Here is a 22,710-nt window from a genome sequence, read left to right on the forward strand (position 1 = left end):
CCGGCTTCTCGCCAGATCCTCAGAAGGGGAGTTGATACCATTTGTGTGAAAACACGTAGAACGTCAGCTCGTAGCGTTGAGCCGATTATTTCAGCGGTAGTATAGCGTAAAGAGATGTAAATCTGCCAGAGGTCACATTTTTGGCATAAAACAGACCGGACAGCGTGCGCTGTCCGGTACGGGTGACGATTTAACGGTTAATAATCAGGCCAGCTGTGGCGGCAGGCAGACGCCGATGCCCCCGATGCCGCAGTAGCCGTACGGGTTTTTGTGCAGATACTGCTGATGATCGTCCTCGGCATAGTAGAACGGCTTCGCGGTGGCGATTTCCGTGGTCACCTCGCGCGTATCGCCTGCTTCACGCATGGCCTGCTGGAAACGCTCAAGGCTGGCGCGCGCGGCGGCGTCCTGCTCAGGCGTGAGCGGATAAATGGCCGAGCGATACTGTGTGCCGTGGTCGTTGCCCTGACGCATGCCCTGCGCCGGGTCGTGGTTTTCCCAAAAGACCTGCAGGAGCTGTTCGTAGCTGATGACCGTCGGGTCATATACCACGCGTACCGCTTCCGCATGGCCGGTTTCGCCGGAGCAGACTTCGCGGTAGGTTGGATTCGGCGTATAACCGCCCGTGTAGCCGGCCGCGGTGCTGTAAACGCCGGGCAGTTGCCAGAAGAGGCGCTCAACGCCCCAGAAGCAGCCCATGGCGAACAGGGCGATTTCCATTCCATCAGGAACGTTGGTCATTGAATGGTTATTGACGGCGTGTAAGGTCGCCACAGGCATAGGGGTGTTGCGTCCCGGTAATGCATCAGCTTGTGAAACCAGATGCTTCTTGTCGAATAAACTCACGATGGGGCCTCCCGGGGTGCGATGTTTCGGTTAAGGTTGTCACGAAGCGTTTAATTGAACACAATAAATGCGCTGAATGAGACTAGATTTAATCATAAGAAATATTTGGGTGTTACACCCGTTTTCAACCCACGTTTTGGGTTTTTGGCTTCCGGGCCGTATTTTGCCGCACGGCGGCGCTTCATTTGCTTCCAGGGTGGAAAAGGGATATTCAGGAGAAAACGTGACAAAAATCCGCCAGTTATGTTTAGTCAGTGTATTGCTGACAAGCGGGGTTGCCAGCGCGGCGAATGTCCGTTTGCAGGTTGAGGGGTTATCCGGGACGCTGGAAAAAAACGTGCGTGCGCAGCTGTCGACCATCCAGAGCGATGAGGTGACGCCGGACCGGCGTTTTCGCGCGCGCGTGGATGACGCGATCCGTGAAGGGCTAAAAGCGCTGGGGTATTACGAACCCACCATTGATTTCGATCTTCGCCCGCCGCCAAAGAAGGGGCGTCAGGTGCTTATTGCCCGCGTCTCGCCGGGCGAGCCGGTGCTGATTGGCGGCACGAACGTCATCCTGCGCGGCGGCGCGCGTACCGACCGCGACTACCTGGACCTGCTCAGTACGCGGCCGAAAATCGGCACCGTGCTCAACCACGGTGACTACGACCACTTCAAAAAAGAGCTGACGAGCGTCTCCCTGCGCAAGGGCTACTTCGACAGCCAGTTCAATAAAAGCCAGCTGGGCATTGCGCTGGAGCGACGTCAGGCCTTCTGGGATATTGACTACGACAGCGGTGAGCGCTACCGCTTTGGCGATGTAACGTTTGAAGGTTCGCAAATTCGTGAAGAGTATCTGCAAAACCTCGTGCCCTTCAAAAAAGGGGACTACTACCAGTCGAGCGACCTCGGAGAGCTGAACCGACGCCTCTCCGCTACCGGCTGGTTTAACTCCGTGGTTGTCGCACCGGAATTTGATAAGTCTCGCAAAACCAAGGTGTTGCCGCTGCATGGCGTTGTCTCGCCGCGCACCGAGAACACCATTGAGACCGGTGTTGGCTACTCGACAGACGTCGGTCCGCGCGTGAAGACCTCCTGGAAAAAGCCGTGGATGAACTCCTACGGCCACAGCCTGACCACCAGCGCCAGCATTTCCGCACCGGAACAGCAGCTTGATTTCAGCTATAAAATACCGCTGCTGAAAAACCCGCTTGAGCAATATTACCTGGTGCAGGGCGGCTTTAAGCGTACCGATTTGAACGATACCGAGCAGGACTCGACGACGCTTGCGGTTTCACGCTTCTGGGATCTCTCCAGCGGCTGGCAGCGCGCCATTAACCTGCGCTGGAGCCTCGATCACTTTACCCAGGCAAACGTCACCAACACCACTATGCTGCTTTATCCGGGCGTGATGATCAGCCGCACCCGCTCGCGCGGCGGCCTGATGCCAACCTGGGGTGATTCACAGCGTTACTCTATCGACTACTCCAATACGATGTGGGGCTCTGACGTCGACTTCACGGTGGTGCAGGCGCAAAACGTCTGGATCCGCACGCTGTATGACAAACACCGCTTTGTGATGCGCGGCAATCTCGGCTGGATTGAGACGGGTGATTTCGAGCGCGTTCCGCCGGACCTGCGCTTCTTCGCCGGGGGCGACCGCAGCATTCGCGGGTATAAGTACAAATCGATCTCACCTGAAAACGAAAAAGGCCAGCTGACCGGGGCATCTAAACTGGCGACCGGATCGCTGGAGTATCAGTACAACGTCAGCGGCAAGTGGTGGGGCGCCATGTTTGTTGACGGTGGTGAAGCGGTGAACGATATCCGCCGCAGCGACTTTAAAACCGGTGCAGGCGTGGGCGTACGCTGGCAGTCACCCGTCGGGCCCATCAAGCTCGATTTCGCCGTGCCGGTGGGCGACAAAGATGAACACGGATTACAGTTTTACATCGGTCTGGGGCCTGAATTATGAGTTTATGGAAGAAAATAAGCCTCGGGGTGCTGATTTTTATCGTGCTGCTGCTCGGTACGGTGGCGTTTCTGGTGGGAACGACGACCGGGCTGCATCTGCTGTTTAACGCCGCGAACCGTTGGGTGCCGGGGCTGGAAATTGGTCAGGTAACGGGCGGCTGGCGCGACCTGCGTCTGAAGAACATCCGCTATGCGCAGCCGGGCGTGGCGGTTAACGCCGGGGAGTTTCACCTCGCGGTGAAGCTGGGCTGCCTGCGCGACAGCAAACTCTGCGTCAACGATCTGTCGCTTAAAGACGTCAACGTGGCGATAGATTCGAAGAAAATGCCGAAGTCTGCGCCGGTGGAGGAAGAGGACAGCGGCCCGCTGAACCTCTCTACCCCGTACCCGATCGCGCTCTATCGGGTGGCGCTCGATAACGTCAACATCAAAATCGACGACACCACCGTTTCGGTGATGGATTTCACCTCCGGCCTGCGCTGGCAGGAGAAAAACCTGACCCTGACGCCTACATCGCTGCAGGGTTTACTCATCGCGCTGCCGAAAGTGGCCGACGTGGCGCAGGAAGAGATCGTCGAACCGAAGATCCAGAACCCGCAGCCGGAAGAAAAGCCGCTGGGCGAAACGCTGAAAGAACTCTTCTCGAAGCCTGTCCTGCCTGAAATGACCGACGTGCATCTGCCGCTGAACCTCAACATTGAGGAGTTCAAAGGCGAGCAGCTGCGCCTGACCGGCGACACCGATCTGACGGTCTTTAACATGCTGCTGAAAGTCAGCAGCATTGACGGCAACATGAAGCTCGACGCGCTGGATATCGATACCAACCAGGGTTCGGTGAACGCGTCAGGCAACGCCCTGCTGCGCGACAGCTGGCCGGTGGATATCACCCTCAATAGCGCCCTGAATATCGACCCGCTGAAGGGCGAAAAAGTGAAGGTTAAAGTGGGCGGGGCGCTGCGCGAGAAGCTGGATATCGGGGTGAATCTCTCCGGCCCGGTAGACATGGCCCTGCGCGCGCAAACCCAGCTGGCGGAAGCCGGGCTGCCGCTCAATCTGGAGGTTGTCAGCAAGCAGCTTTACTGGCCGTTTACCGGCGAAAAACAGTATCAGGCCGACGATCTGAAGCTGAAGCTGAGCGGCAAGATGACCGACTACACGCTCTCGTTCCGCACTGCGGTGAAGGGGCAGGGCGTGCCGCCCGCGACCATCACCCTGGATGCAAAAGGCAACGAACAGCAGGTTAACCTCGACAAGCTGACCGTCGCGGCGCTGGAAGGCAAAACGGAACTGACCGCGCTGCTCGACTGGCAGCAGGCGATCAGCTGGCGCGGCGAGCTGAAGCTGACGGGAATTAACACCGCCAAAGAGGTGCCGGACTGGCCGTCGAAGCTGGACGGGCTGATCAAAACCCGCGGCAGCCTCTACGGCGGCACGTGGCAGATGGACGTGCCGGAAATCAAGCTCACCGGGAACGTGAAGCAGAACAAGGTGAATGTTGAAGGCTCGGTGAAGGGCAACAGCTACCTGCAGTGGATTATCCCGGGACTGCACGTGGCGCTGGGCCGCAACACGGCGGATATCAAAGGCGAGCTGGGGGTAAAAGATCTCAATCTTGACGCCACCATCGACGCGCCGAATCTGGATAACGCCCTGCCGGGTCTGGGCGGTACGGCGAAAGGACTCGTGAAAGTGCGCGGCACCGTGGACGCGCCGCAGCTGCTGGCAGATATCACCGCTAACAATCTGCGCTGGCAGGAGCTGAGCGTTGCCCGCGTCCGCGTGGAAGGGGATGTGAAATCCACCGATCAGATCGGCGGCAACCTGAACCTGCGCGTGGAGCGCATTTCCCAGCCGGACGTGAACATCAGCCTGGTGACTCTGGACGCCAAAGGTAACGAGAAACAGCACGACCTCCAGCTGCGCGTGCAGGGCGAGCCCGTCTCCGGCCAGCTTCACCTGACCGGCAGCTTCGACCGGAAGGAAACGCGCTGGAAAGGAACGCTGGACAACACCCGCTTCAACACCCCGGTGGGGCCGCTGGCGCTCTCGCGCTCCATTGCGCTGGACTACCGCAACGCCGAGCAGAAGATCAGCATCGGGCCTCACTGCTGGACCAACCCGAACGCGGAGCTGTGCGTGCCGCAGACCATTGATGCGGGGGCGGAAGGGCGCGCGCAGATCAACCTGAACCGCTTCGATCTGGCGATGCTGAAACCGTTTATGCCGGACACCACGCAGGCCAGCGGCGTCTTCAGCGGGAAAGCCGATGTCGCCTGGGACACCACCAAAGAGGGGCTGCCGCAGGGCAGCGTCACGCTTTCCGGGCGCAACGTGAAGGTAACGCAGGAGGTGAACGATGCGACGCTGCCGGTGGCCTTCGACACCCTGAATGTGAGTGCAGACCTGCATAACAACCGTGCGGAGCTGGGGTGGCTTATCCGTCTGACCAACAACGGCCAGATGGATGGGCAGATACAGATTACCGATCCGCAGGGGCGGCGCAATCTGGGCGGCAACGTCAATATTCGTAACTTCAACCTGGCGATGGTCAACCCGATCTTCGCCCGCGGGGAAAAAGCCGAGGGCATGGTGAATGCCAACCTGCGCCTGGCGGGCAACGCGCAAAGCCCTCAGCTGTTCGGCCAGCTGCGGCTCAGCGGTGTGGATATCGACGGTAACTTTATGCCATTCGATATGCAGCCCAGCCAGATTGCGATGAACTTCAACGGCATGAGCTCGATGCTGAACGGCTCGGTATTAACTCAGCAGGGGCAAATCAACCTGAGCGGCGACGCGGACTGGAGCCAGCTCGACAACTGGCGCGCCCGTATTGCCGCGAAAGGCAGTAAGGTGCGCATCACCGTACCGCCAATGGTGCGCCTGGACGTCTCGCCGGACGTGGTCTTTGAGGCGACGCCAAGCCTCTTCACCCTGGATGGCCGCGTGGACGTGCCGTGGGCGCGCATCGTGGTTCACGAGGTGCCGGAAAGCGCGGTCGGCGTCTCCAGTGATGAAGTTATGCTCAATGAAAATCTGAAACCTGCCGAAGAGAAGAGCGCTGGTATACCGATTAATAGTAACCTTATCGTGCACGTGGGAAATAACGTGCGGTTGGATGCGTTTGGGCTGAAGGCGAGGCTCACGGGCGACCTGAAAGTGGCGCAGGATAAACAAGGGCTTGGCCTCAATGGGCAGATCAATATTCCTGAAGGGCGTTTCCATGCCTATGGTCAGGATCTGATTGTCCGTAAAGGCGAGCTGCTGTTCTCCGGCCCACCGGATCAACCGCTGTTGAACATCGAAGCGATTCGTAACCCGGAAGCGACGGAAAACGACGTCATTGCTGGCGTACGCGTCACTGGCTCTGCCGACGAACCGAAGGCGGAGATCTTCTCCGACCCGGCGATGTCGCAGCAGGAAGCCCTCTCTTATCTGCTGCGCGGACAAGGTCTGGACAGCGGACAAAGCGACAGTGCGGCGATGACCTCAATGTTGGTCGGTCTGGGGGTTGCACAAAGTGGGCAGGTTGTGGGTAAAATCGGCGAGACGTTCGGCGTAAGCAATCTGGCGCTGGACACCCAGGGCGTGGGTGACTCCTCGCAGGTGGTGGTCAGCGGCTATGTACTGCCGGGTCTGCAGGTAAAATATGGTGTGGGGATCTTTGACTCACTGGCAACACTCACGTTACGCTATCGCCTGATGCCTAAGCTATATCTGGAAGCAGTGTCCGGCGTAGACCAGGCACTTGATCTGCTCTATCAGTTTGAGTTTTAGCAATGCGAATATTTGTCTACGGCAGTTTACGAACCAGGCAAGGCAACAGTCACTGGATGACCAATGCCCAGCTACTGGGGAATTACAATATCGAGAACTACCAGTTGTACAGCCTGGGCCACTATCCAGGCGCGGTTCCCGGCGAAGGAACAGTACAGGGTGAAGTTTATCGTATTGATAATGCTACACTTGCCGAACTTGATGCCTTGCGCACCAGGGGCGGTGAATACGCTCGCCAGTTGATCCAGACACCGTACGGAAGCGCGTGGATGTATGTCTACCAGCGTCCGGTCGACGGGTTAACGCGGATTGTAAGCGGTAACTGGTTAGACAGAGACCAGTACTGAAAAACGACAACGCCACCGTGAGGTGGCGTTGTTTTTTGTGTCTGGCAGTAAGAATTACTTCTTAGCAGCGCGTTCGAAAGAGGCGATGATTTCCGCTTTCGCTGCTTCTGCGTTGTCCCAGCCGTCAACCTTAACCCATTTGCCTTTTTCGAGGTCTTTGTAGTGCTCGAAGAAGTGGGCGATCTGCGCTTTCAGCAGCTCTGGCAGGTCATTCACATCTTTAATGTGATCGTACTCTTTGCTCAGCTTGGTGTGCGGTACCGCAACCAGCTTCGCATCTTCACCCGCTTCGTCAGTCATCTTCAGCACGCCAACAGGACGGCAGCGAATGACGGAGCCTGGCTGCAGTGGGTATGGCGTTGGAACCAGCACGTCAACCGGGTCACCGTCCAGAGACAGGGTGTGGTTGATGTAGCCGTAGTTGCACGGATAGAACATGGCGGTAGACATGAAACGGTCAACGAACAGCGCACCGGTGTCTTTGTCGATTTCGTATTTGATTGGATCTGCGTTGGCCGGGATTTCAATAACAACGTAGATGTCTTCTGGCAGTTCTTTACCCGCTGGGACGTTGAGTAAGCTCATGTCGGTGTCCTTTAAAATGGATGGTAAACAAGTGGCAGGTATTATAGCCAACTCACGCTGAATGTCTCCGCCTCTTTTCGCTTTCTCTCCCCGCAAGACCCACTTTTCAGACCGTTTCCATGACAGGAAAATCCATAAACACAGCCGCATTTTTAATGGTGAAATGAAAGCGATTACAAACTTGTGATTAACATTTTATTCACTTTCCTGAAGTGTGATGTAACGCAATTCGTTACATATTTCATTGGCTATAGTCATTTCGCAGAACATCTTTTAACCAACAATAAACACCCCTACGAGGACGCTCATATGTGGAAGCGCTTACTTCTTGTCACAGCAGTTTCGGCAGCCATGTCGTCTATGGCGATGGCCGCTCCCTTAACCGTAGGTTTTTCGCAAGTTGGCTCTGAATCCGGCTGGCGTGCGGCGGAAACCAACGTTGCGAAAAGCGAGGCTCAGAAACGCGGCATCACCCTGAAAATCGCCGATGGTCAGCAAAAGCAGGAAAACCAGATCAAAGCCGTGCGCTCGTTTATCGCCCAGGGCGTGGATGCCATCTTTATTGCGCCAGTGGTGGCGACTGGTTGGGAACCGGTTCTGAAGGAAGCGAAAGACGCTGAAATTCCGGTCTTCCTGCTCGACCGTTCCATCGATGTTAAAGACAAATCTCTCTATATGACCACCGTCACCGCGAATAACGTGCTTGAAGGGCAGTTAATTGGCGACTGGCTGATTAAACAGGTCGACGGCAAGCCGTGTAACGTCGTTGAACTGCAGGGCACCGTCGGCGCGAGCGTGGCCATCGACCGTAAGAAAGGGTTTGCTGAGGCTATTGCCAAAGCGCCAAACATCAAGATTATCCGCTCCCAGTCCGGCGACTTTACCCGCAGTAAGGGTAAAGAGGTTATGGAGAGCTTTATCAAGGCTGAAAACAACGGCAAGAATATCTGCATGGTTTACGCCCACAACGATGACATGGCGATCGGGGCGATTCAGGCGATTAAAGAAGCGGGCCTGAAGCCGGGCAAAGATATCCTCACCGGCTCTATCGACGGCGTGCCGGACATCTACAAAGCGATGATCGACGGTGAAGCCAATGCCAGCGTCGAGCTGACGCCGAACATGGCGGGCCCGGCATTCGACGCGCTGGAGAAATTCAAGAAAGACGGCACGATGCCTGAGAAGGTGACCGTCACCAAGTCCACGCTCTACCTGCCTGATACAGCGAAAGAAGAGTTAGAGAAGAAGAAGAATATGGGCTACTGATCCAGTGAAATTGCCGGGTGGCGCTGCGCTTACCCGGCCTACGGGAACGTGCCGGGGACGTGAATATGAAAACTGAACAACACCAGGAAATCCTCCGCACAGAGGGCTTGAGTAAATTCTTCCCCGGCGTAAAGGCGCTGGATAGCGTTGATTTCAGCCTGCGGCGCGGTGAGATCATGGCGCTGCTGGGCGAGAACGGCGCGGGAAAATCGACACTGATTAAATCGCTGACCGGCGTTTATCACGCCGATCGCGGCACCATCTGGCTGGAAGGCAACGCCATTTCGCCAAAAAATACCGCCCACGCCCAACAGCTGGGGATCGGGACGGTTTACCAGGAAGTGAACCTGCTGCCGAATATGTCGGTGGCGGACAACCTGTTTATTGGCCGCGAGCCACGCCGCTTTGGCCTGCTGCGCCGAAAAGAGATGGAGGCGCGCGCCACGAAGCTGATGGAGTCCTACGGCTTCTCCCTCGACGTTCGCGAGCCGCTGAACCGCTTTTCCGTGGCGATGCAGCAGATCGTCGCCATCTGTCGCGCGATCGATCTCTCTGCGAAGGTGCTGATCCTCGATGAACCCACCGCCAGCCTCGATACCCAGGAAGTTGAGATGCTCTTCACCCTGATGCGCCAGCTGCGCGATCAGGGCGTGAGCCTGATCTTCGTCACGCACTTCCTCGATCAGGTGTATGAGGTGAGCGACCGCATTACGGTGCTGCGCAACGGCAGCTTTGTCGGCTGCCGCGAAACCCGCGAGCTGCCGCAGATCGAGCTGGTGAAAATGATGCTGGGCCGCGAGCTGGAAACCAACGCGCTCCAGCGCGCGGGCCGCACGCTGCTGAGCGAAAAACCGGTTGCCGCGTTCAGCGATTACGGCAAGAAAGGCGTGATATCGCCGTTTAACCTTGAGGTGCGTCCCGGCGAAATTGTCGGGCTGGCGGGCCTGCTGGGCTCGGGCCGAACCGAAACCGCCGAGGTGATCTTCGGAATCAAGCCTGCCGACAGCGGCACCGCGCTGATCAAGGGCAAACCGCAAACCCTGCGATCGCCGCATCAGGCCTCCTGTCTGGGCGTTGGCTTCTGCCCGGAAGACCGGAAAACGGACGGCATCATTGCCGCCGCCTCGGTGCGGGAAAATATCATCCTGGCCCTGCAGGCCCAGCGCGGCTGGCTACGCCCGATCCCTCGTAAAGAGCAAAACGCTATCGCCGAGCGCTTTATCCGCCAGCTCGGCATCCGCACCCCGAGCGCGGAACAGCCGATTGAATTTCTCTCCGGCGGTAACCAGCAGAAGGTGCTGCTCTCTCGCTGGCTGCTGACCAAACCGCAGTTCCTGATCCTTGACGAGCCGACGCGCGGTATCGACGTGGGCGCGCACGCCGAAATTATCCGGCTTATCGAAACGCTCTGTGCGGACGGGCTGGCCCTGCTGGTTATCTCATCCGAGCTGGAGGAGCTGGTGGGCTATGCCGATCGCGTCATCATCATGCGCGATCGCAAACAGGTGGCAGAGATCCCGCTGGATAAACTGTCCGTTCCGGCAATCATGAATGCCATCGCGGCGTAAGGAGTGAATCGTGATGTCTCGTTCGCTTTCGCAAACCGGTGAGTCAAAGCGCCGCTTTAGCTGGCCAACCGGCACGCCGCAAATTGCAGCGCTGCTGGTGGTGCTGCTGGTAGATAGCCTTGTCGCACCGCATTTCTTCCAGATTATTGTTCAGGATGGCCGCCTGTTTGGCAGCCCGATCGATATTTTAAACCGCGCCGCGCCCGTGGCGCTGCTGGCGATTGGGATGACGCTGGTGATCGCCACCGGCGGAATAGATCTCTCCGTCGGCGCGGTGATGGCTATCGCCGGGGCCACGGCAGCCTCAATGACCGTGGCCGGTCACAGCCTGCCGGTGGTACTGCTGGCGGCCTTAGGCACCGGCGTGCTGGCCGGACTATGGAACGGCATTCTGGTGGCGGTGCTGAAAATTCAGCCCTTTGTCGCTACGCTGATCCTGATGGTGGCCGGGCGCGGGGTCGCACAGCTGATCACCTCGGGACAGATTGTTACCTTCAACTCTCCGAGCCTGGCATGGCTTGGCAGCGGTAACCTTCTGTTCTTCCCGACGCCAGTGATTATTGCCCTGGTCACGCTTATTGTCTTTTGGCTCTTCACCCGCAAAACGGCGCTCGGCATGTTTATTGAGGCGGTGGGGATCAACATTCGCGCCGCGCGCAACGCCGGGGTCAACACCCGCCTGATGGTGATGCTGACCTACGTGCTGAGCGGCGTCTGCGCCGCCATTGCCGGTGTCATCGTCGCCGCCGATATTCGCGGAGCCGATGCCAACAACGCCGGGCTCTGGCTGGAGCTGGATGCGATCCTGGCGGTGGTGATCGGCGGCGGGTCGCTGATGGGCGGGCGCTTTAACCTGCTGCTCTCGGCGATCGGCGCGCTGATCATTCAGGGCATGAACACCGGGATCCTGCTTTCGGGATTCCAGCCGGAACTCAACCAGGTGGTGAAAGCGGTGGTCGTGCTCTGCGTGCTGATCGTCCAGTCGCCGCGCTTTGTCAGCATCATTAAGGGGATCCGTGGCCATGATAAAACGTAATTTGCCGTTAATGATCACGCTGGGCGTGTTTGTGCTGGGCTATCTCTACTGCCTGACCCAGTTCCCGGGGTTTGCCTCGACGCGCGTGATCTGCAATATCCTGACCGATAACGCCTTTTTAGGCATCATCGCCGTCGGCATGACCTTTGTGATCCTCTCCGGCGGGATCGACCTCTCCGTCGGCTCGGTGATCGCGTTTACGGGCGTGTTCCTCGCGAAAGCGATCGGCTTCTGGGGCATCTCACCGCTGCTGGCGTTCCCGCTGGTGCTGGTGATGGGCTGCGCGTTTGGCGCCTTTATGGGGCTGCTGATCGACGCGTTAAAAATTCCGGCATTTATCATTACCCTCGCGGGGATGTTCTTCCTGCGCGGGGTGAGCTACCTGGTGTCGGAAGAGTCGATTCCCATTAACCATCCGGTGTACGACACGCTCTCCAGCCTGGCGTGGAAAATCCCCGGCGGCGGTCGTCTGAGCGCGATGGGGCTGCTGATGCTGGGCGTGGTCGTCATTGGCATCTTCCTCGCCCACCGTACCCGGTTTGGCAATCAGGTTTACGCTATTGGCGGCAACGCCACGTCGGCCAACCTGATGGGGATCTCGACCCGCAGCACCACCATCCGCATCTATATGCTCTCGACCGGCCTGGCAACGCTGGCGGGTATTGTCTTCTCGGTGTATACCCAGGCGGGCTATGCCCTTGCAGGCGTTGGCGTGGAGCTGGATGCGATTGCTTCTGTGGTCATCGGCGGCACGCTGCTCAGCGGCGGCGTGGGTACGGTGCTGGGGACGCTGTTCGGCGTGGCGATTCAGGGGCTGATCCAGACCTATATCAACTTTGACGGCACGCTCAGCTCGTGGTGGACGAAGATCGCCATCGGCATTCTGCTGTTTATTTTTATTGCCCTGCAGCGCGGCCTGACGGTGCTCTGGGAGAACCGTCAAAGCTCGCCTGTTACCCGCGTGAACACATCGGTAACAGAGCGATAACATGCTGAAAGTCTAAACATTTTCCGGTAGCGGCCGATACTCTTTTTTTATGCCCAGAAATATCTCGCTACCGGAAATAATATCATGCTTAAAACGCTATCGATTCGTACCGGCTTGCTCTCTTTACTGGCCGTTATGACCCTTCTGCTGCTGATTGTCAGCGGCATCGGCATTTATGCCCTCACACAGAGTTCTTCCTCACTGCAGCGCATTAATCACCTTCAGGGTGAGCAGATGGTGCAGCTGAATACCGGCTATACGCTGATCCTGCGCGCGCGCAATGAGGCGGGTCAGGCCGTCCGCATGATGGAAATCGGCATGCTGGACGATGCGGCCAAAGCGGTAAAAAACATCAATCAGGAAGTCGCCCTGGCCCGGAAAACGTTAAAAGGCGTGATTGACGGCGGCGTGGCTGACGAACAGGGGCAGCAGCTCCTCGACAAAGTCGCGGCCAGCCTGGCGACGTATAACCAGCAGGGGATCGGCCCGATGCTGAAAACCCTGAATGACCAGAGCGCAGACAGCTATTACGATCTGCTGGAGAACACGCTGATTCCGGTGGCGAAGCAGTTCGATAACGACATGCAGGCGTTTCAGAAATGGAGCGAAGCGCGAGGTCAGGCGGAAGTGAGCGCCGTGCAGGCGAGTAAAACCCGCGTGCTGATCCTGATTATTGTCGCCGCGCTGCTGACGGCGGGCATTATCGCGCTCGCCTGGCTGGCGCTGCGCCATATGCTGCTCAAGCCGCTCTCGGCCTCCATTGCGCAGCTGGAGAACGTGGCGGCGGGCGATTTAACCCACACGCTGAATGCCCCGGCGAGCCAGGAGTTTAACCGCCTCAACGCGGCGATAGAGGAGATGCGTCAGTCGCTGATGAGCTCGGTTCTGCGGGTTCGCGATGCCAGCTCGCAAATTGATACCGGCAGCCGCGAGCTGACGGCGGGGAACCGGGATCTTGCCGAGCGCACCGAATCCACCGCCACGTCGCTGGAGCAGACCGCCGCCAGCATGGAGCAGATCACCGCCACGGTGAAGCTTAACGCCGACAACGCCGAGCAGGCGCACCAGCTGGCGAAGTCTGTTTCCGACACCGCCGATCACGGCAGCGAAATGGTCTGCTACGTGATTGAAAAAATGCGCGATATCTCCGGCAGTTCGGCGCGCATCGCCGACATCCTGAGCGTGATTGACGGTATTGCCTTCCAGACCAACATTCTGGCGCTTAACGCCTCCGTGGAAGCGGCGCGCGCGGGCGAGCAGGGGCGCGGGTTTGCCGTGGTCGCGGGTGAAGTCCGCAACCTTGCCAGCCGCAGCGCCGACGCGGCGAAAGAGATCCGCTCTCTGATCGGCGATTCGCAGGCCCACGTTAACGAGGGCAGCGAGCTGGCCCAGCAGGCGGGTGAAACGATGGATGAGATTGCCACCGAAGTGCTGCGCATGACCAAACTGATGCGCGAAATTGCCACCGCGTCTCAGGAGCAGAGCCGCGGCATCGAGCAGGTGAATATTGCGGTGAACCAGATGGATGAAACCGCGCAGCAGAATGCGGCGCTGGTGCAGCAATCCTCCGCCGCGACCCGCTCCCTTGAGGAGCAGTCGCGTCAGCTGATGGAAGCCATGTCATCATTCAAAGTGACGGCTCAGACTGCGGCATAATATTACCCAGCCCCGGTGCGTTCTGTGCCGGGGCTTTATTTCTCGCGGAATTTACCGCCGCAATATTATCGTGAATATCACCCATTAATAATTCCAGCGAGCTGGTTAACGCTAACGCTTTTTCAGTCGGCTCGAGATATAAACCTTTGCGAAAAAATAACGGCTCATCAAAAAGTTGATTAAAACGCTTCAACGCCAGGCTCACCGCAGGGCGGGACATCTCCAGGCGCAAAGAGGCTTTTGCCATACTGCCGCAGCGGACAACTTCAATAAATACAGGGATAAGATTTAAATCAATGCCGGTATTAGCCCGGGAATAATTTTTCATTGCAATTCTGCTCCAGGAAATAAATGTCAAACTGTTATGGAAATAATGCAGGAGCAGGGGTGAAGATTAAAGCGTGATTTTTATAAACACTTATACGGTAAAATATATAAATGTGTTGGGGAGCCAGACTGGCTCCCCGGGAGAGATATTACGCGTCCGGGTACTCACGGATAAAACGTTCAACGTCTTCAACCATATGGTTGTTGCCAACGAAGAACGAACGACGCTGGTGAAGGCTTTCCGGCACGATGTCCAGAATACGCTGTTTACCGTCGCTCGCCTTGCCGCCCGCCTGTTCGGCCAGGAACGCCATCGGGTTGCATTCGTACAGCAGGCGCAGCTTCCCGTCCGGGTGGCTGGCGGTGCTTGGGTAGAGGTAGATACCGCCCTTCAGCAGGTTACGGTGGAAATCCGCGACCAGAGAGCCAATGTAGCGGGACGTGTAAGGGCGCTGGGTCGCTTTATCTTCTTCCTGGCAGAATTTGATGTACTTCTTCACGCCGTTCGGGAACTTGATGTAGTTGCCTTCGTTGATGGAGTAAGTGCTGCCTTTCTCCGGAAAGCGCATACGTTCCTGGCACAGGCAGAAGACGCCCAGCGACGGATCGTAGGTAAAGGCGTGAACCCCGCATCCGGTGGTGTAGACCAGCATGGTGGACGAGCCATAAACGACGTAACCGGCCGCAACCTGGTTACTGCCCGGCTGCAGGAAATCTTCTTCGGTTACCGGCGTACCAACAGGCGTGACGCGGCGGTAGATGGAGAAAATGGTACCGACAGAAACGTTAACGTCGATGTTGGATGAGCCGTCGAGCGGATCCATCAGTACGACGTATTTCGCGTGTTCACACCCTTCGAAAACAACAATTTCATCTTCTTCTTCGGAGGCGATACCCGCAACGATGTCGCGCGCGCGCAGTGCAGCTTTCAGTTTTTCATTTGCGAACAGATCGAGTTTCTGCTGAACCTCGCCCTGAACGTTCTCGGCACCGCTGGCACCCAGGATATCGACCAGACCGGCCTTGTTGATATCACGGTGGATGATCTTAGCGCCCAGCTTTATTGCCGACAGCAAAGCAGTGAGTTCACCCGTAGCATGAGAGAACTCGTGCTGCTTTTCGACAATAAATTCACCTAACGTTTTCATAACACTTTCCCTGCATCTTTGTGAGTAGAGCGATTGTATGTTCACTAAAACGACTAAAGCCCAACAATCTTAACAAATATTCAAATAGTAGCGCAGAGGTGAATCGCGCCAGCAACATACGGATTTACCTGAAATGCGTTTCACAGCCGCTAACATGTGAGTAAAATGTGCGCCACATTAAAGAAGGATAGTGACGTATGCGCATTCATATATTGGGGATTTGTGGCACTTTCATGGGCGGACTGGCAATGCTGGCGCGCTCGCTGGGCCATGAAGTGACAGGTTCGGACGCCAATGTGTATCCGCCGATGAGCACGCTTCTGGAAAAACAGGGCATCTCTTTAATTCAGGGCTACGATGCCAGCCAGCTGGATCCCGAGCCGGATCTGGTCATCATTGGCAACGCCATGACCCGCGGTAACGCGTGCGTTGAAGCGGTGCTGGAACGCAATATTCCGTTCATGTCCGGCCCGCAGTGGCTGCACGATTTCGTGCTGCGCGACCGCTGGGTGGTTGCCGTAGCTGGTACCCACGGCAAAACCACCACCGCCGGCATGGCGACCTGGATCCTCGAAGCCTGCGGCTACAAGCCGGGCTTCGTGATCGGCGGCGTGCCGGGTAATTTCGACGTCTCTGCGCGTCTCGGCGACAGCCCGTTCTTTGTGATTGAAGCGGATGAATACGACTGCGCATTCTTCGACAAGCGTTCCAAATTCGTGCACTACTGCCCGCGCACGCTGATCCTCAACAACCTTGAGTTTGACCACGCGGATATCTTTGACGACCTGAAAGCCATTCAGAAACAGTTCCACCACCTGGTGCGCATTGTTCCGGGCCAGGGCCGCATTATCCTGCCGGAGAACGACATCAACCTGAAGCAGACCCTGGCGATGGGCTGCTGGAGCGAGCAGGAACTGGTGGGCGAGCAGGGCCACTGGCAGGCGAAAAAACTCAACGCGGATGCCTCCGAGTGGGAAGTACTGCTCGACGGTGAGAAAGTGGGCGAGGTGAAGTGGGGCCTGGTGGGCGAGCACAACATGCACAACGGCCTGATGGCGATCGCCGCGGCGCGCCACGTGGGCGTGCTGCCTGCGGATGCGGCCAATGCGCTGGGGACGTTTATCAACGCCCGCCGCCGCCTGGAGCTGCGCGGCGAAGCGAACGGCGTGACGGTGTATGACGATTTCGCGCACCACCCAACGGCCATTCTGGCGACGCTTGCCGCCCTGCGTGGCAAGGTTGGCGGCACCGCGCGCATTCTGGCGGTGCTGGAACCGCGCTCGAACACCATGAAAATGGGCATCTGCAAAGACGACCTCGCGCCGTCCCTGGGACGTGCCGACGAAGTCTTCCTGCTGCAGCCGCAGCATATTCCGTGGCAGGTGGCTGAAGTGGCCGACGCCTGCATTCAGCCTGCGCACTGGAGCGCGGACGTGGATGTCTTAGCGGATATGGTGGTGAAAGCCGCACAGCCTGGCGACCACATTCTGGTGATGAGCAACGGTGGGTTCGGTGGGATCCATCAGAAGCTGCTGGACGGTCTGGCGAAGAAAGCCGCGGCCGCAGAGTAAAAAAAGCCCGGTGGCGCTAGCGCTTACCGGGCCTACATTATCTCTTCTCCCTCTCCCCTTTGGGGTGAGGGGCTTACTCTGCGTTTTCAGACAGCTCGCGCAGATACTGGAAAATCAGACGCGCGGATTTCGGCGGCTTATTCCCCTCTTTCTCTTTCTTCGCGTTGCGGATCAAAGAACGCAGCTGCTGGCGGTCGGCATCCGGCCACAGGTTCAGCACTTCCGGTACCGCATCATCACCCTGTTCAATCAGACGATCGCGGATCTGCTCCAGCTTATGGAACAGCGCAACCTGCTGGTTGTGGCGGTTTTTCAGCTTGTCCAGCGCCTGACGGATCGGATCCACGTCGCGCTGACGCAGCATTTTACCGATAAGCTGAAGCTGGCGACGACGGCCTTCTTTCTTGATTTTCTGTGCCAGTTCAATGGCATCACGCAGATCCTGGTCGAGCGGGATCTTATCCAGCGCGTTTTTACCCAGTTCTACCATTTCTGCGCCAAGCTGTTTTAACTCTTCGGCGTCACGTTTAATTTCACTTTTACTGACCCAGATGATCTCATCATCTTCGTCTTCGATGTCATCACCGGGAACGTCGTCGAGCCAGTCTTCGGGCTGCTTAGTCATGTCAGGCTCCTTAAAAAAAGAGGCTAATGTTACCAGTTAAGACGCGCACTGAAAAACGGTTCTCTGTTAGACTTCACTTAACTCTCTCTTACAGTATGGCATTTGCGATGAAAGTAACCTCACAAGTTGAAGCGCAGCGTAAGATTCTGGAAGAAGCCGTCTCCACCGCGCTGACGCTCGCTTCAGGTAAATCAGATGGCGCCGAAGTGGCGGTCAGCAAAACCACCGGCATTAGCGTGAGCACCCGCTATGGCGAAGTGGAGAATGTAGAATTTAACAGCGATGGTGCGCTTGGGATCACGGTGTATCACCAGAACCGCAAAGGCAGCGCATCGTCCACCGATCTCAGCCCGGATGCCATCGCCCGCACGGTGCAGGCGGCGCTGGATATCGCCCGTTACACCTCTCCGGATCCTTACGCAGGCGTGGCGGATAAAGATCTGCTGGCGTTTGACGCGCCGGATCTCGATCTGTTCCATCCGGCTGAAGTCACGCCGGATGAAGCGATTGAGCTGGCCGCGCGCGCCGAGCAGGCGTCTTTGCAGGCTGATAAGCGCATCACGAATACCGAAGGCGGCAGCTTCAACAGCCACTACGGCATCAAAGTCTTCGGCAACAGCCACGGCATGCTGCAGGGCTACTGCTCCACCCGTCACTCGCTTTCAAGCTGCGTGATCGCCGAAGAGAACGGCGACATGGAGCGTGACTACGCCTACACCATTGGCCGCGCGCTGGGGGATTTGCAGTCTCCTGAGTGGGTGGGCAAAGAGTGTGCCGAACGCACGCTGTCTCGCCTGTCTCCGCGTAAGCTCTCCACCATGAAGGCCCCGGTCATTTTTGCCAATGAAGTGGCGACCGGCCTGTTTGGCCATCTGGTGGGCGCTATCGCGGGCGGCTCGGTGTACCGTAAATCGACCTTCCTGCTCGACTCGCTGGGCAAGCAGATCCTGCCGGAATGGCTGACCATCGAAGAGCATCCGCACCTTCTAAAAGGGCTGGCCTCCACGCCATTCGACAGCGAAGGCGTGCGCACTGAACGCCGCGATATCGTTAAAGACGGCATTCTGACCCAGTGGCTGCTGACCAACTACTCCGCGCGCAAGCTGGGGCTGAAAAGCACCGGACATGCGGGCGGGATCCACAACTGGCGCATTGCCGGTCAGGGCCTGAACTTCGAGCAGATGCTGAAAGAGATGGGCACCGGTCTGGTGGTCACCGAGCTGATGGGCCAGGGCGTAAGCGGCATCACAGGCGACTATTCTCGCGGTGCGGCAGGCTTCTGGGTCGAAAACGGCGAAATTCAGTATCCGGTGAGCGAAATTACTATCGCCGGTAACCTGAAGGACATGTGGCGCAATATCGTTACGGTCGGTAACGATATTGAAACACGTAGCAATATACAGTGTGGTTCTGTATTACTGCCGGAAATGAAAATCGCCGGCCAGTAATACCCGAAAAGCGTTTTAATAATAAAAAAGGAAGTGAGCAATGCGTAAACACCTGTTAGCGATCGTCGCGGCTTCAACGCTGGTTCTTGGCTCTTCTGCGTTTGCTGCCGATCTCGAAGACAACATGGACATCCTCAGTCAAAACCTGAAGGTAGTGCAGAAAACGGACAATGCGGCGGAAATGAAAGGCGCACTGACCAAAATGCGTGAAGCGGCGCTGGACGCGCAAAAAGCGACGCCGCCAAAGCTGGAAAGCAAAGCGGCAGACAGCGCAGAGATGAAAGACTATCGCCACGGCTTTGACGTGCTGGTCGGTCAGATCGACGGCGCGCTGAAGCTGGCTAACGAAGGTAAAGTGAAGGAAGCCCAGGCGGCGGCCGACCAGTTTGTGGCGACGCGCAACACGTATCACAAGAAATACCGTTAATTGGGTGCCTGAGCTGTACGTCCTTCCTCCGTATGCGGAGGCGCACTAAGCGCCCCCGCATCCTTGCTCCCTACTGGCCGGAGCGACAATCCATCCGCGCTGTCACTTCAAGCGAGCCGTTTCGAAAACGGATCTCGCACAGTGTTTTCCTCGTCACCAGCGTTAAGATGATTATTGTCAAAGCAACAATCATCGAAACCCGGATAATTGGGGATTGGCGTTTCATGGATGCCTCCTTGCTTTAAAGCGGGCGAGGTAGCGAACTCCACGGTCCGACGTGTCGTTTCGAGCCCCCGCCCTGATTTTCTATCAGGCGGGGCTTTCCACTTTCCGTCCCATGCCTGAGACGGTCAGTCTCAAGCACCCGCAGCCACTCTAGCGAATCCCCATAAGAAAACCTTATCCACGTCACATTTCTACGAGCCTGCTCGTAAACTTTTCCACTCCGCTTACCTGTTTAGTGCCGCTTAATAGCGTGATATTCATCACGTAAATGCGGCCGTTAATCCAGATTCACCATATTTATGTGGCACAGATCACTGCTGCGGCTCGCCTTTCCACTTCGAAGTGGAAAACAACTCGCTACAAACCCTTCACGCCCAGCGTTAGTTTTATTCCAGAGCCATTAACGGGGTAAGACGAGTGATTAACGGAGCGGTAATGAACGACGTTGGGGAACAGGCGGTACAAACAGAACAGCTCGCGAACACCATGCTGCAGCAGGTTTATGCCCTGCTGGCCCGGCACAACATCATCCCCAATGCGGTACAGGAGCAGATGCTCACCTCCCACGTTCGCGCAATGGCGCACCGGTCCGTGACCGGCGAGCCGCTGCCGGAGGTTGAAGCAGAGCTGTTCGACGAAATTTCACCAGATTCAATGCAGCTTGCCCGTGAAGTGGTGGCGCAGTTTGGCAACCTTCCTGATGAAGAGGCCTGGCTGCTCTCCGTTCACTTTGAAGTCGCGAAAGACAACCTTTAAGGAGCAACACATGGAACAGATTACAGTCGTGATTGGCGATCGCCTGGGTAAAGGTCAGAAAGTGGCTGCGGGTGTGGAAAAAGCAGGTGGACGCGCAGTGGTTGTGCCGGGCATGGCGGCGGACATGAAGCTCGGCGACGTAATGAAAGCGGAAAACGCCACCTTCGGCATCTCCTTCTGCGGCAGCGGCGGCGCGGGTGCCATCACCGCCCAAACCAAATATGGCTACAAGGCCAAATACGGCATGCGTTCCGTGGAAGAGGGCGTGACCGCCATCAACGAAGGCTGCAACGTGCTGGGCTTTGGCTTTATGGATAAAGAAGAGCTGGGCGAGCGTCTGGTGCAGGCGTGGCAGAAGAAATACGGCGCATAAGCATGAAAGAACAGTTCACAACCACGGTGAGAGTGAAGGGAAAGGGCGACGCCAAAGCGCGCGCCTTTGCCGATGCCCTCAACCACGTTCAGGCCGCGGTGATGAAAGCCTCACCGCATATCTTACTGCGTATTGAGCCACAGGATGTGCAGGTAGTTCAGGCGCAAGAAGCGGTGCGTAAAGAAGCGTTTCTGTTCTTCTTTTTGCGCCGGGAAAGACGCACCTACAGCGTGGAGCTGGATGTGACCGTCAACGTGACCGCCATCAATCTTGACCGGGTGGATTTCGTCACGCAACGCTGATTATTCATAAAAGGGCAGACTGATGTTCTTAATTATATTAATAAAATCGCTCATCATTGGCGGCCTGGTTGGCGTCGGTGTCGGAGCCGGGGCTGCACGCATGTTTCATGCGCCTACCACTCAGGGTATGGGCGCGTTTCGTACGTTGGGGGAACTGAACTCCTGTGAAGGGGATCCGGCGTCCCACTTCTCCTTTGGGTTAGGTTTCTTCTTTAACGCCTGGGCCTCTTCCGTGGCTGCAGGTGCCTTCACACAGGACGTTGACCACCGCATCATCCCGAACTGGGGTGCTGCTGCACTGATGATCAAAAACCGTAACGTCGGCGAAACGCTGCACGATCCCCGCAAAATGGCGATTGCCTGCGGCGTGATTGGCATGCTCGTCGTCACCTTCCTGAACCTGACCGCCTCCTCCGTGCCGGCAGCGCTGCAGGTCACCGCCGTGAAGGTGCTGGTGCCTGCCGCGAACCTGCTGGTTAACACCGTGATGCCGGTGATCTTCTGGCTGGCGGCCATCGACGCGGGTAAAAAATCGGGCTTCTGGGCCACCATCTTCGGCGGCGCGGCGCAGCTGATCATGGGGAACGCCGTACCGGGTCTGGTTCTCGGCATCCTGATCGGTAAAGGCGTTGAGGAGAGCGGCTGGAACCACGTCACCAAAGTGATGATGGCGGCGATCGTGCTGCTGTTCGTGTTGAGCGGCTTCTTCCGCGGCTTCGACATGAAGATGATCGAATCCTTCCATCTGACCGTGCCGAACTGGCTCGACATGATCCACAACTCGCTCAGCGGTAAATAACAGGAGCCTCTAAATGGAACAGAATAAAGGTTTTTGGTATGCCGACTGGTCGTTCCCGATCTTCGTTGGCCTGCTCTCCTCCGGCGTCTTCGCCGGGACGCACATGTACTACCTCTACGGCATCGGCGCGTTTAACGAAGTGGCCTTCGTGGCGATGCTGAAAGCGGGAATCGATACCGGCGTCTACGGCGCGGTGGCGGCGTTCGGCGCGAGCTTCCTGTTCGCCCGCATTATTGAAGGGTCGCTGGTGGGTATTCTCGACATCGGTGGGGCGATCCAGACCGGCGTGGGCCTCGGCGTACCGGCGCTGCTGCTGGGCGCGGGGATCATGTTCCCGGTGACCAACTTCATTGCCTCGCTGATTACCGGCCTGGTGATTGGTCTGGCGATTGGCTACGTCATCATCCTGGCGCGTAAGTTCACCATCAACCAGAGCAACTCCACCTACGGCGCAGACGTGATGATGGGCGCGGGTAACGCCTCCGGGCGCTTCCTCGGGCCGCTGATTATCCTCAGCGCGATGACCGCCTCCATTCCAATCGGCGTCGGTTCGCTGGTAGGCGCGCTGCTGTTCTACATCTGGCAGAAGCCGATTACCGGTGGCGCCATCCTCGGCGCAATGATTTTGGGCTGGCTGTTCCCGGTCGCCCTTTAATACCCGCGGGCGCTCCGGCGCCCGCCCTATCA

At 57.4% G+C, this 22,710-nt stretch carries 22 protein-coding genes; 16 read left to right on the forward strand and 6 right to left on the reverse strand.

What is annotated here, in order from left to right; translation table 11 throughout:
* Nucleotides 1-204: 204 nt before the first annotated feature.
* Nucleotides 205-846: a peptide-methionine (S)-S-oxide reductase MsrA gene (gene msrA / locus INF73_RS20530; RefSeq protein ID WP_028015284.1), complete on the reverse strand. Its 642-nt coding sequence runs from the start codon at nucleotides 844-846 to the stop codon at nucleotides 205-207.
* Nucleotides 847-1,069: 223 nt separating this feature from the next.
* On the opposite strand from msrA, the gene tamA reads away from it, so the two are divergent.
* The 3 genes from tamA to INF73_RS20545 are packed head-to-tail and all read left to right on the forward strand — an operon-like array spanning nucleotide 1,070 to nucleotide 6,923.
* Nucleotides 1,070-2,803, forward strand: coding sequence for an autotransporter assembly complex protein TamA (gene tamA, locus INF73_RS20535; protein ID WP_193541714.1), 1,734 nt, complete (start codon nucleotides 1,070-1,072; stop codon nucleotides 2,801-2,803).
* A complete protein-coding gene (gene tamB, locus INF73_RS20540) occupies nucleotides 2,800-6,576 on the forward strand; it encodes an autotransporter assembly complex protein TamB (RefSeq protein ID WP_193541712.1) in 3,777 nt (1,258 codons plus the stop codon). The genes tamA and tamB overlap by 4 nt, the downstream gene beginning before the upstream one ends.
* Before the next feature lie 2 nt (nucleotides 6,577-6,578).
* Complete coding sequence (locus INF73_RS20545) at nucleotides 6,579-6,923, forward strand: gamma-glutamylcyclotransferase (RefSeq protein WP_008501424.1); 345 nt, start codon at nucleotides 6,579-6,581, stop codon at nucleotides 6,921-6,923.
* Between the two features lie 54 nt (nucleotides 6,924-6,977).
* Here the strand turns inward: INF73_RS20545 and ppa are convergent, their stop codons facing one another.
* Nucleotides 6,978-7,508, reverse strand: coding sequence for an inorganic diphosphatase (gene ppa, locus INF73_RS20550; protein WP_041911466.1), 531 nt, complete (start codon nucleotides 7,506-7,508; stop codon nucleotides 6,978-6,980).
* A 309-nt stretch (nucleotides 7,509-7,817) separates the two neighbouring features.
* Between ppa and ytfQ the strand changes: the two genes are divergently transcribed.
* From ytfQ to INF73_RS20575, 5 genes are all read left to right on the forward strand, one after another.
* Nucleotides 7,818-8,774 carry a galactofuranose ABC transporter substrate-binding protein YtfQ gene (gene ytfQ / locus INF73_RS20555; RefSeq protein WP_021240696.1) on the forward strand — a complete coding sequence of 319 codons (957 nt, stop codon included), beginning with the start codon at nucleotides 7,818-7,820 and terminating at the stop codon, nucleotides 8,772-8,774.
* Between the two features lie 65 nt (nucleotides 8,775-8,839).
* Nucleotides 8,840-10,342: a galactofuranose ABC transporter, ATP-binding protein YtfR gene (gene ytfR / locus INF73_RS20560; protein ID WP_041911465.1), complete on the forward strand. Its 1,503-nt coding sequence runs from the start codon at nucleotides 8,840-8,842 to the stop codon at nucleotides 10,340-10,342.
* A gap of 10 nt (nucleotides 10,343-10,352) precedes the next feature.
* Nucleotides 10,353-11,378: a galactofuranose ABC transporter, ATP-binding protein YtfT gene (gene ytfT / locus INF73_RS20565; RefSeq protein ID WP_193541710.1), complete on the forward strand. Its 1,026-nt coding sequence runs from the start codon at nucleotides 10,353-10,355 to the stop codon at nucleotides 11,376-11,378.
* Nucleotides 11,365-12,366, forward strand: a complete 1,002-nt coding sequence (yjfF, locus tag INF73_RS20570; RefSeq protein WP_008501419.1) for a galactofuranose ABC transporter, permease protein YjfF — start codon at nucleotides 11,365-11,367, stop codon at nucleotides 12,364-12,366. The genes ytfT and yjfF overlap by 14 nt, the downstream gene beginning before the upstream one ends.
* Nucleotides 12,367-12,450: 84 nt before the next feature.
* Nucleotides 12,451-14,022 carry a methyl-accepting chemotaxis protein gene (locus tag INF73_RS20575; protein WP_045631253.1) on the forward strand — a complete coding sequence of 524 codons (1,572 nt, stop codon included), beginning with the start codon at nucleotides 12,451-12,453 and terminating at the stop codon, nucleotides 14,020-14,022.
* On the opposite strand, the gene INF73_RS20580 is transcribed toward INF73_RS20575, so the two are convergent.
* Both INF73_RS20580 and fbp read right to left on the reverse strand, forming a co-directional pair.
* A complete protein-coding gene (locus INF73_RS20580; RefSeq protein ID WP_048958953.1) occupies nucleotides 13,994-14,350 on the reverse strand; it encodes a LysR family transcriptional regulator in 357 nt (118 codons plus the stop codon). The genes INF73_RS20575 and INF73_RS20580 overlap by 29 nt on opposite strands.
* A gap of 148 nt (nucleotides 14,351-14,498) precedes the next feature.
* Nucleotides 14,499-15,497, reverse strand: a complete 999-nt coding sequence (gene fbp, locus INF73_RS20585) for a class 1 fructose-bisphosphatase (protein WP_028015293.1) — start codon at nucleotides 15,495-15,497, stop codon at nucleotides 14,499-14,501.
* Between the two features lie 197 nt (nucleotides 15,498-15,694).
* Here fbp and mpl point away from each other — a divergent pair, with 197 nt between their 5' ends.
* A complete protein-coding gene (gene mpl / locus INF73_RS20590; protein ID WP_193541708.1) occupies nucleotides 15,695-17,068 on the forward strand; it encodes a UDP-N-acetylmuramate:L-alanyl-gamma-D-glutamyl-meso-diaminopimelate ligase in 1,374 nt (457 codons plus the stop codon).
* A 73-nt stretch (nucleotides 17,069-17,141) separates the two neighbouring features.
* Here mpl and yjgA read toward each other — a convergent pair whose 3' ends face one another.
* Complete coding sequence (gene yjgA / locus INF73_RS20595; protein ID WP_028015295.1) at nucleotides 17,142-17,693, reverse strand: ribosome biogenesis factor YjgA; 552 nt, start codon at nucleotides 17,691-17,693, stop codon at nucleotides 17,142-17,144.
* A gap of 95 nt (nucleotides 17,694-17,788) precedes the next feature.
* Here yjgA and pmbA point away from each other — a divergent pair, with 95 nt between their 5' ends.
* Nucleotides 17,789-19,141, forward strand: a complete 1,353-nt coding sequence (pmbA, locus tag INF73_RS20600; protein ID WP_032644960.1) for a metalloprotease PmbA — start codon at nucleotides 17,789-17,791, stop codon at nucleotides 19,139-19,141.
* A gap of 40 nt (nucleotides 19,142-19,181) precedes the next feature.
* The gene (cybC, locus tag INF73_RS20605; RefSeq protein ID WP_028015297.1) at nucleotides 19,182-19,568 is read left to right on the forward strand and encodes a cytochrome b562; all 387 of its coding nucleotides are present in this window, start codon (nucleotides 19,182-19,184) and stop codon (nucleotides 19,566-19,568) included.
* 70 nt (nucleotides 19,569-19,638) lie between these two features.
* Here cybC and INF73_RS20610 read toward each other — a convergent pair whose 3' ends face one another.
* Nucleotides 19,639-19,794 (reverse strand): Hok/Gef family protein, encoded by a 156-nt coding sequence (locus INF73_RS20610; protein WP_041911460.1) that lies wholly within the window; start codon nucleotides 19,792-19,794, stop codon nucleotides 19,639-19,641.
* A gap of 416 nt (nucleotides 19,795-20,210) precedes the next feature.
* On the opposite strand from INF73_RS20610, the gene INF73_RS20615 reads away from it, so the two are divergent.
* The 5 genes from INF73_RS20615 to INF73_RS20635 are packed head-to-tail and all read left to right on the forward strand — an operon-like array spanning nucleotide 20,211 to nucleotide 22,678.
* Complete coding sequence (locus tag INF73_RS20615; protein WP_026080657.1) at nucleotides 20,211-20,549, forward strand: PRD domain-containing protein; 339 nt, start codon at nucleotides 20,211-20,213, stop codon at nucleotides 20,547-20,549.
* A 10-nt stretch (nucleotides 20,550-20,559) separates the two neighbouring features.
* A complete protein-coding gene (locus INF73_RS20620) occupies nucleotides 20,560-20,922 on the forward strand; it encodes an SFCGS family glycine-rich protein (protein ID WP_023293430.1) in 363 nt (120 codons plus the stop codon).
* 2 nt (nucleotides 20,923-20,924) lie between these two features.
* Entirely contained in the window at nucleotides 20,925-21,224 is a 300-nt protein-coding gene (locus INF73_RS20625) for a DUF4312 family protein (protein ID WP_008501409.1), read from the forward strand.
* Between the two features lie 22 nt (nucleotides 21,225-21,246).
* On the forward strand, nucleotides 21,247-22,023 hold the full coding sequence (locus INF73_RS20630; protein WP_023310182.1) for a DUF4311 domain-containing protein: 777 nt from the start codon (nucleotides 21,247-21,249) through the stop codon (nucleotides 22,021-22,023).
* 13 nt (nucleotides 22,024-22,036) lie between these two features.
* Nucleotides 22,037-22,678: a DUF4310 family protein gene (locus INF73_RS20635; protein WP_003856081.1), complete on the forward strand. Its 642-nt coding sequence runs from the start codon at nucleotides 22,037-22,039 to the stop codon at nucleotides 22,676-22,678.
* Nucleotides 22,679-22,710: the final 32 nt, after the last annotated feature.

The organism is Enterobacter cloacae complex sp. P6RS (genome assembly GCF_014982245.1).
Classification (GTDB): Bacteria; Pseudomonadota; Gammaproteobacteria; order Enterobacterales; family Enterobacteriaceae; genus Enterobacter; species Enterobacter bugandensis.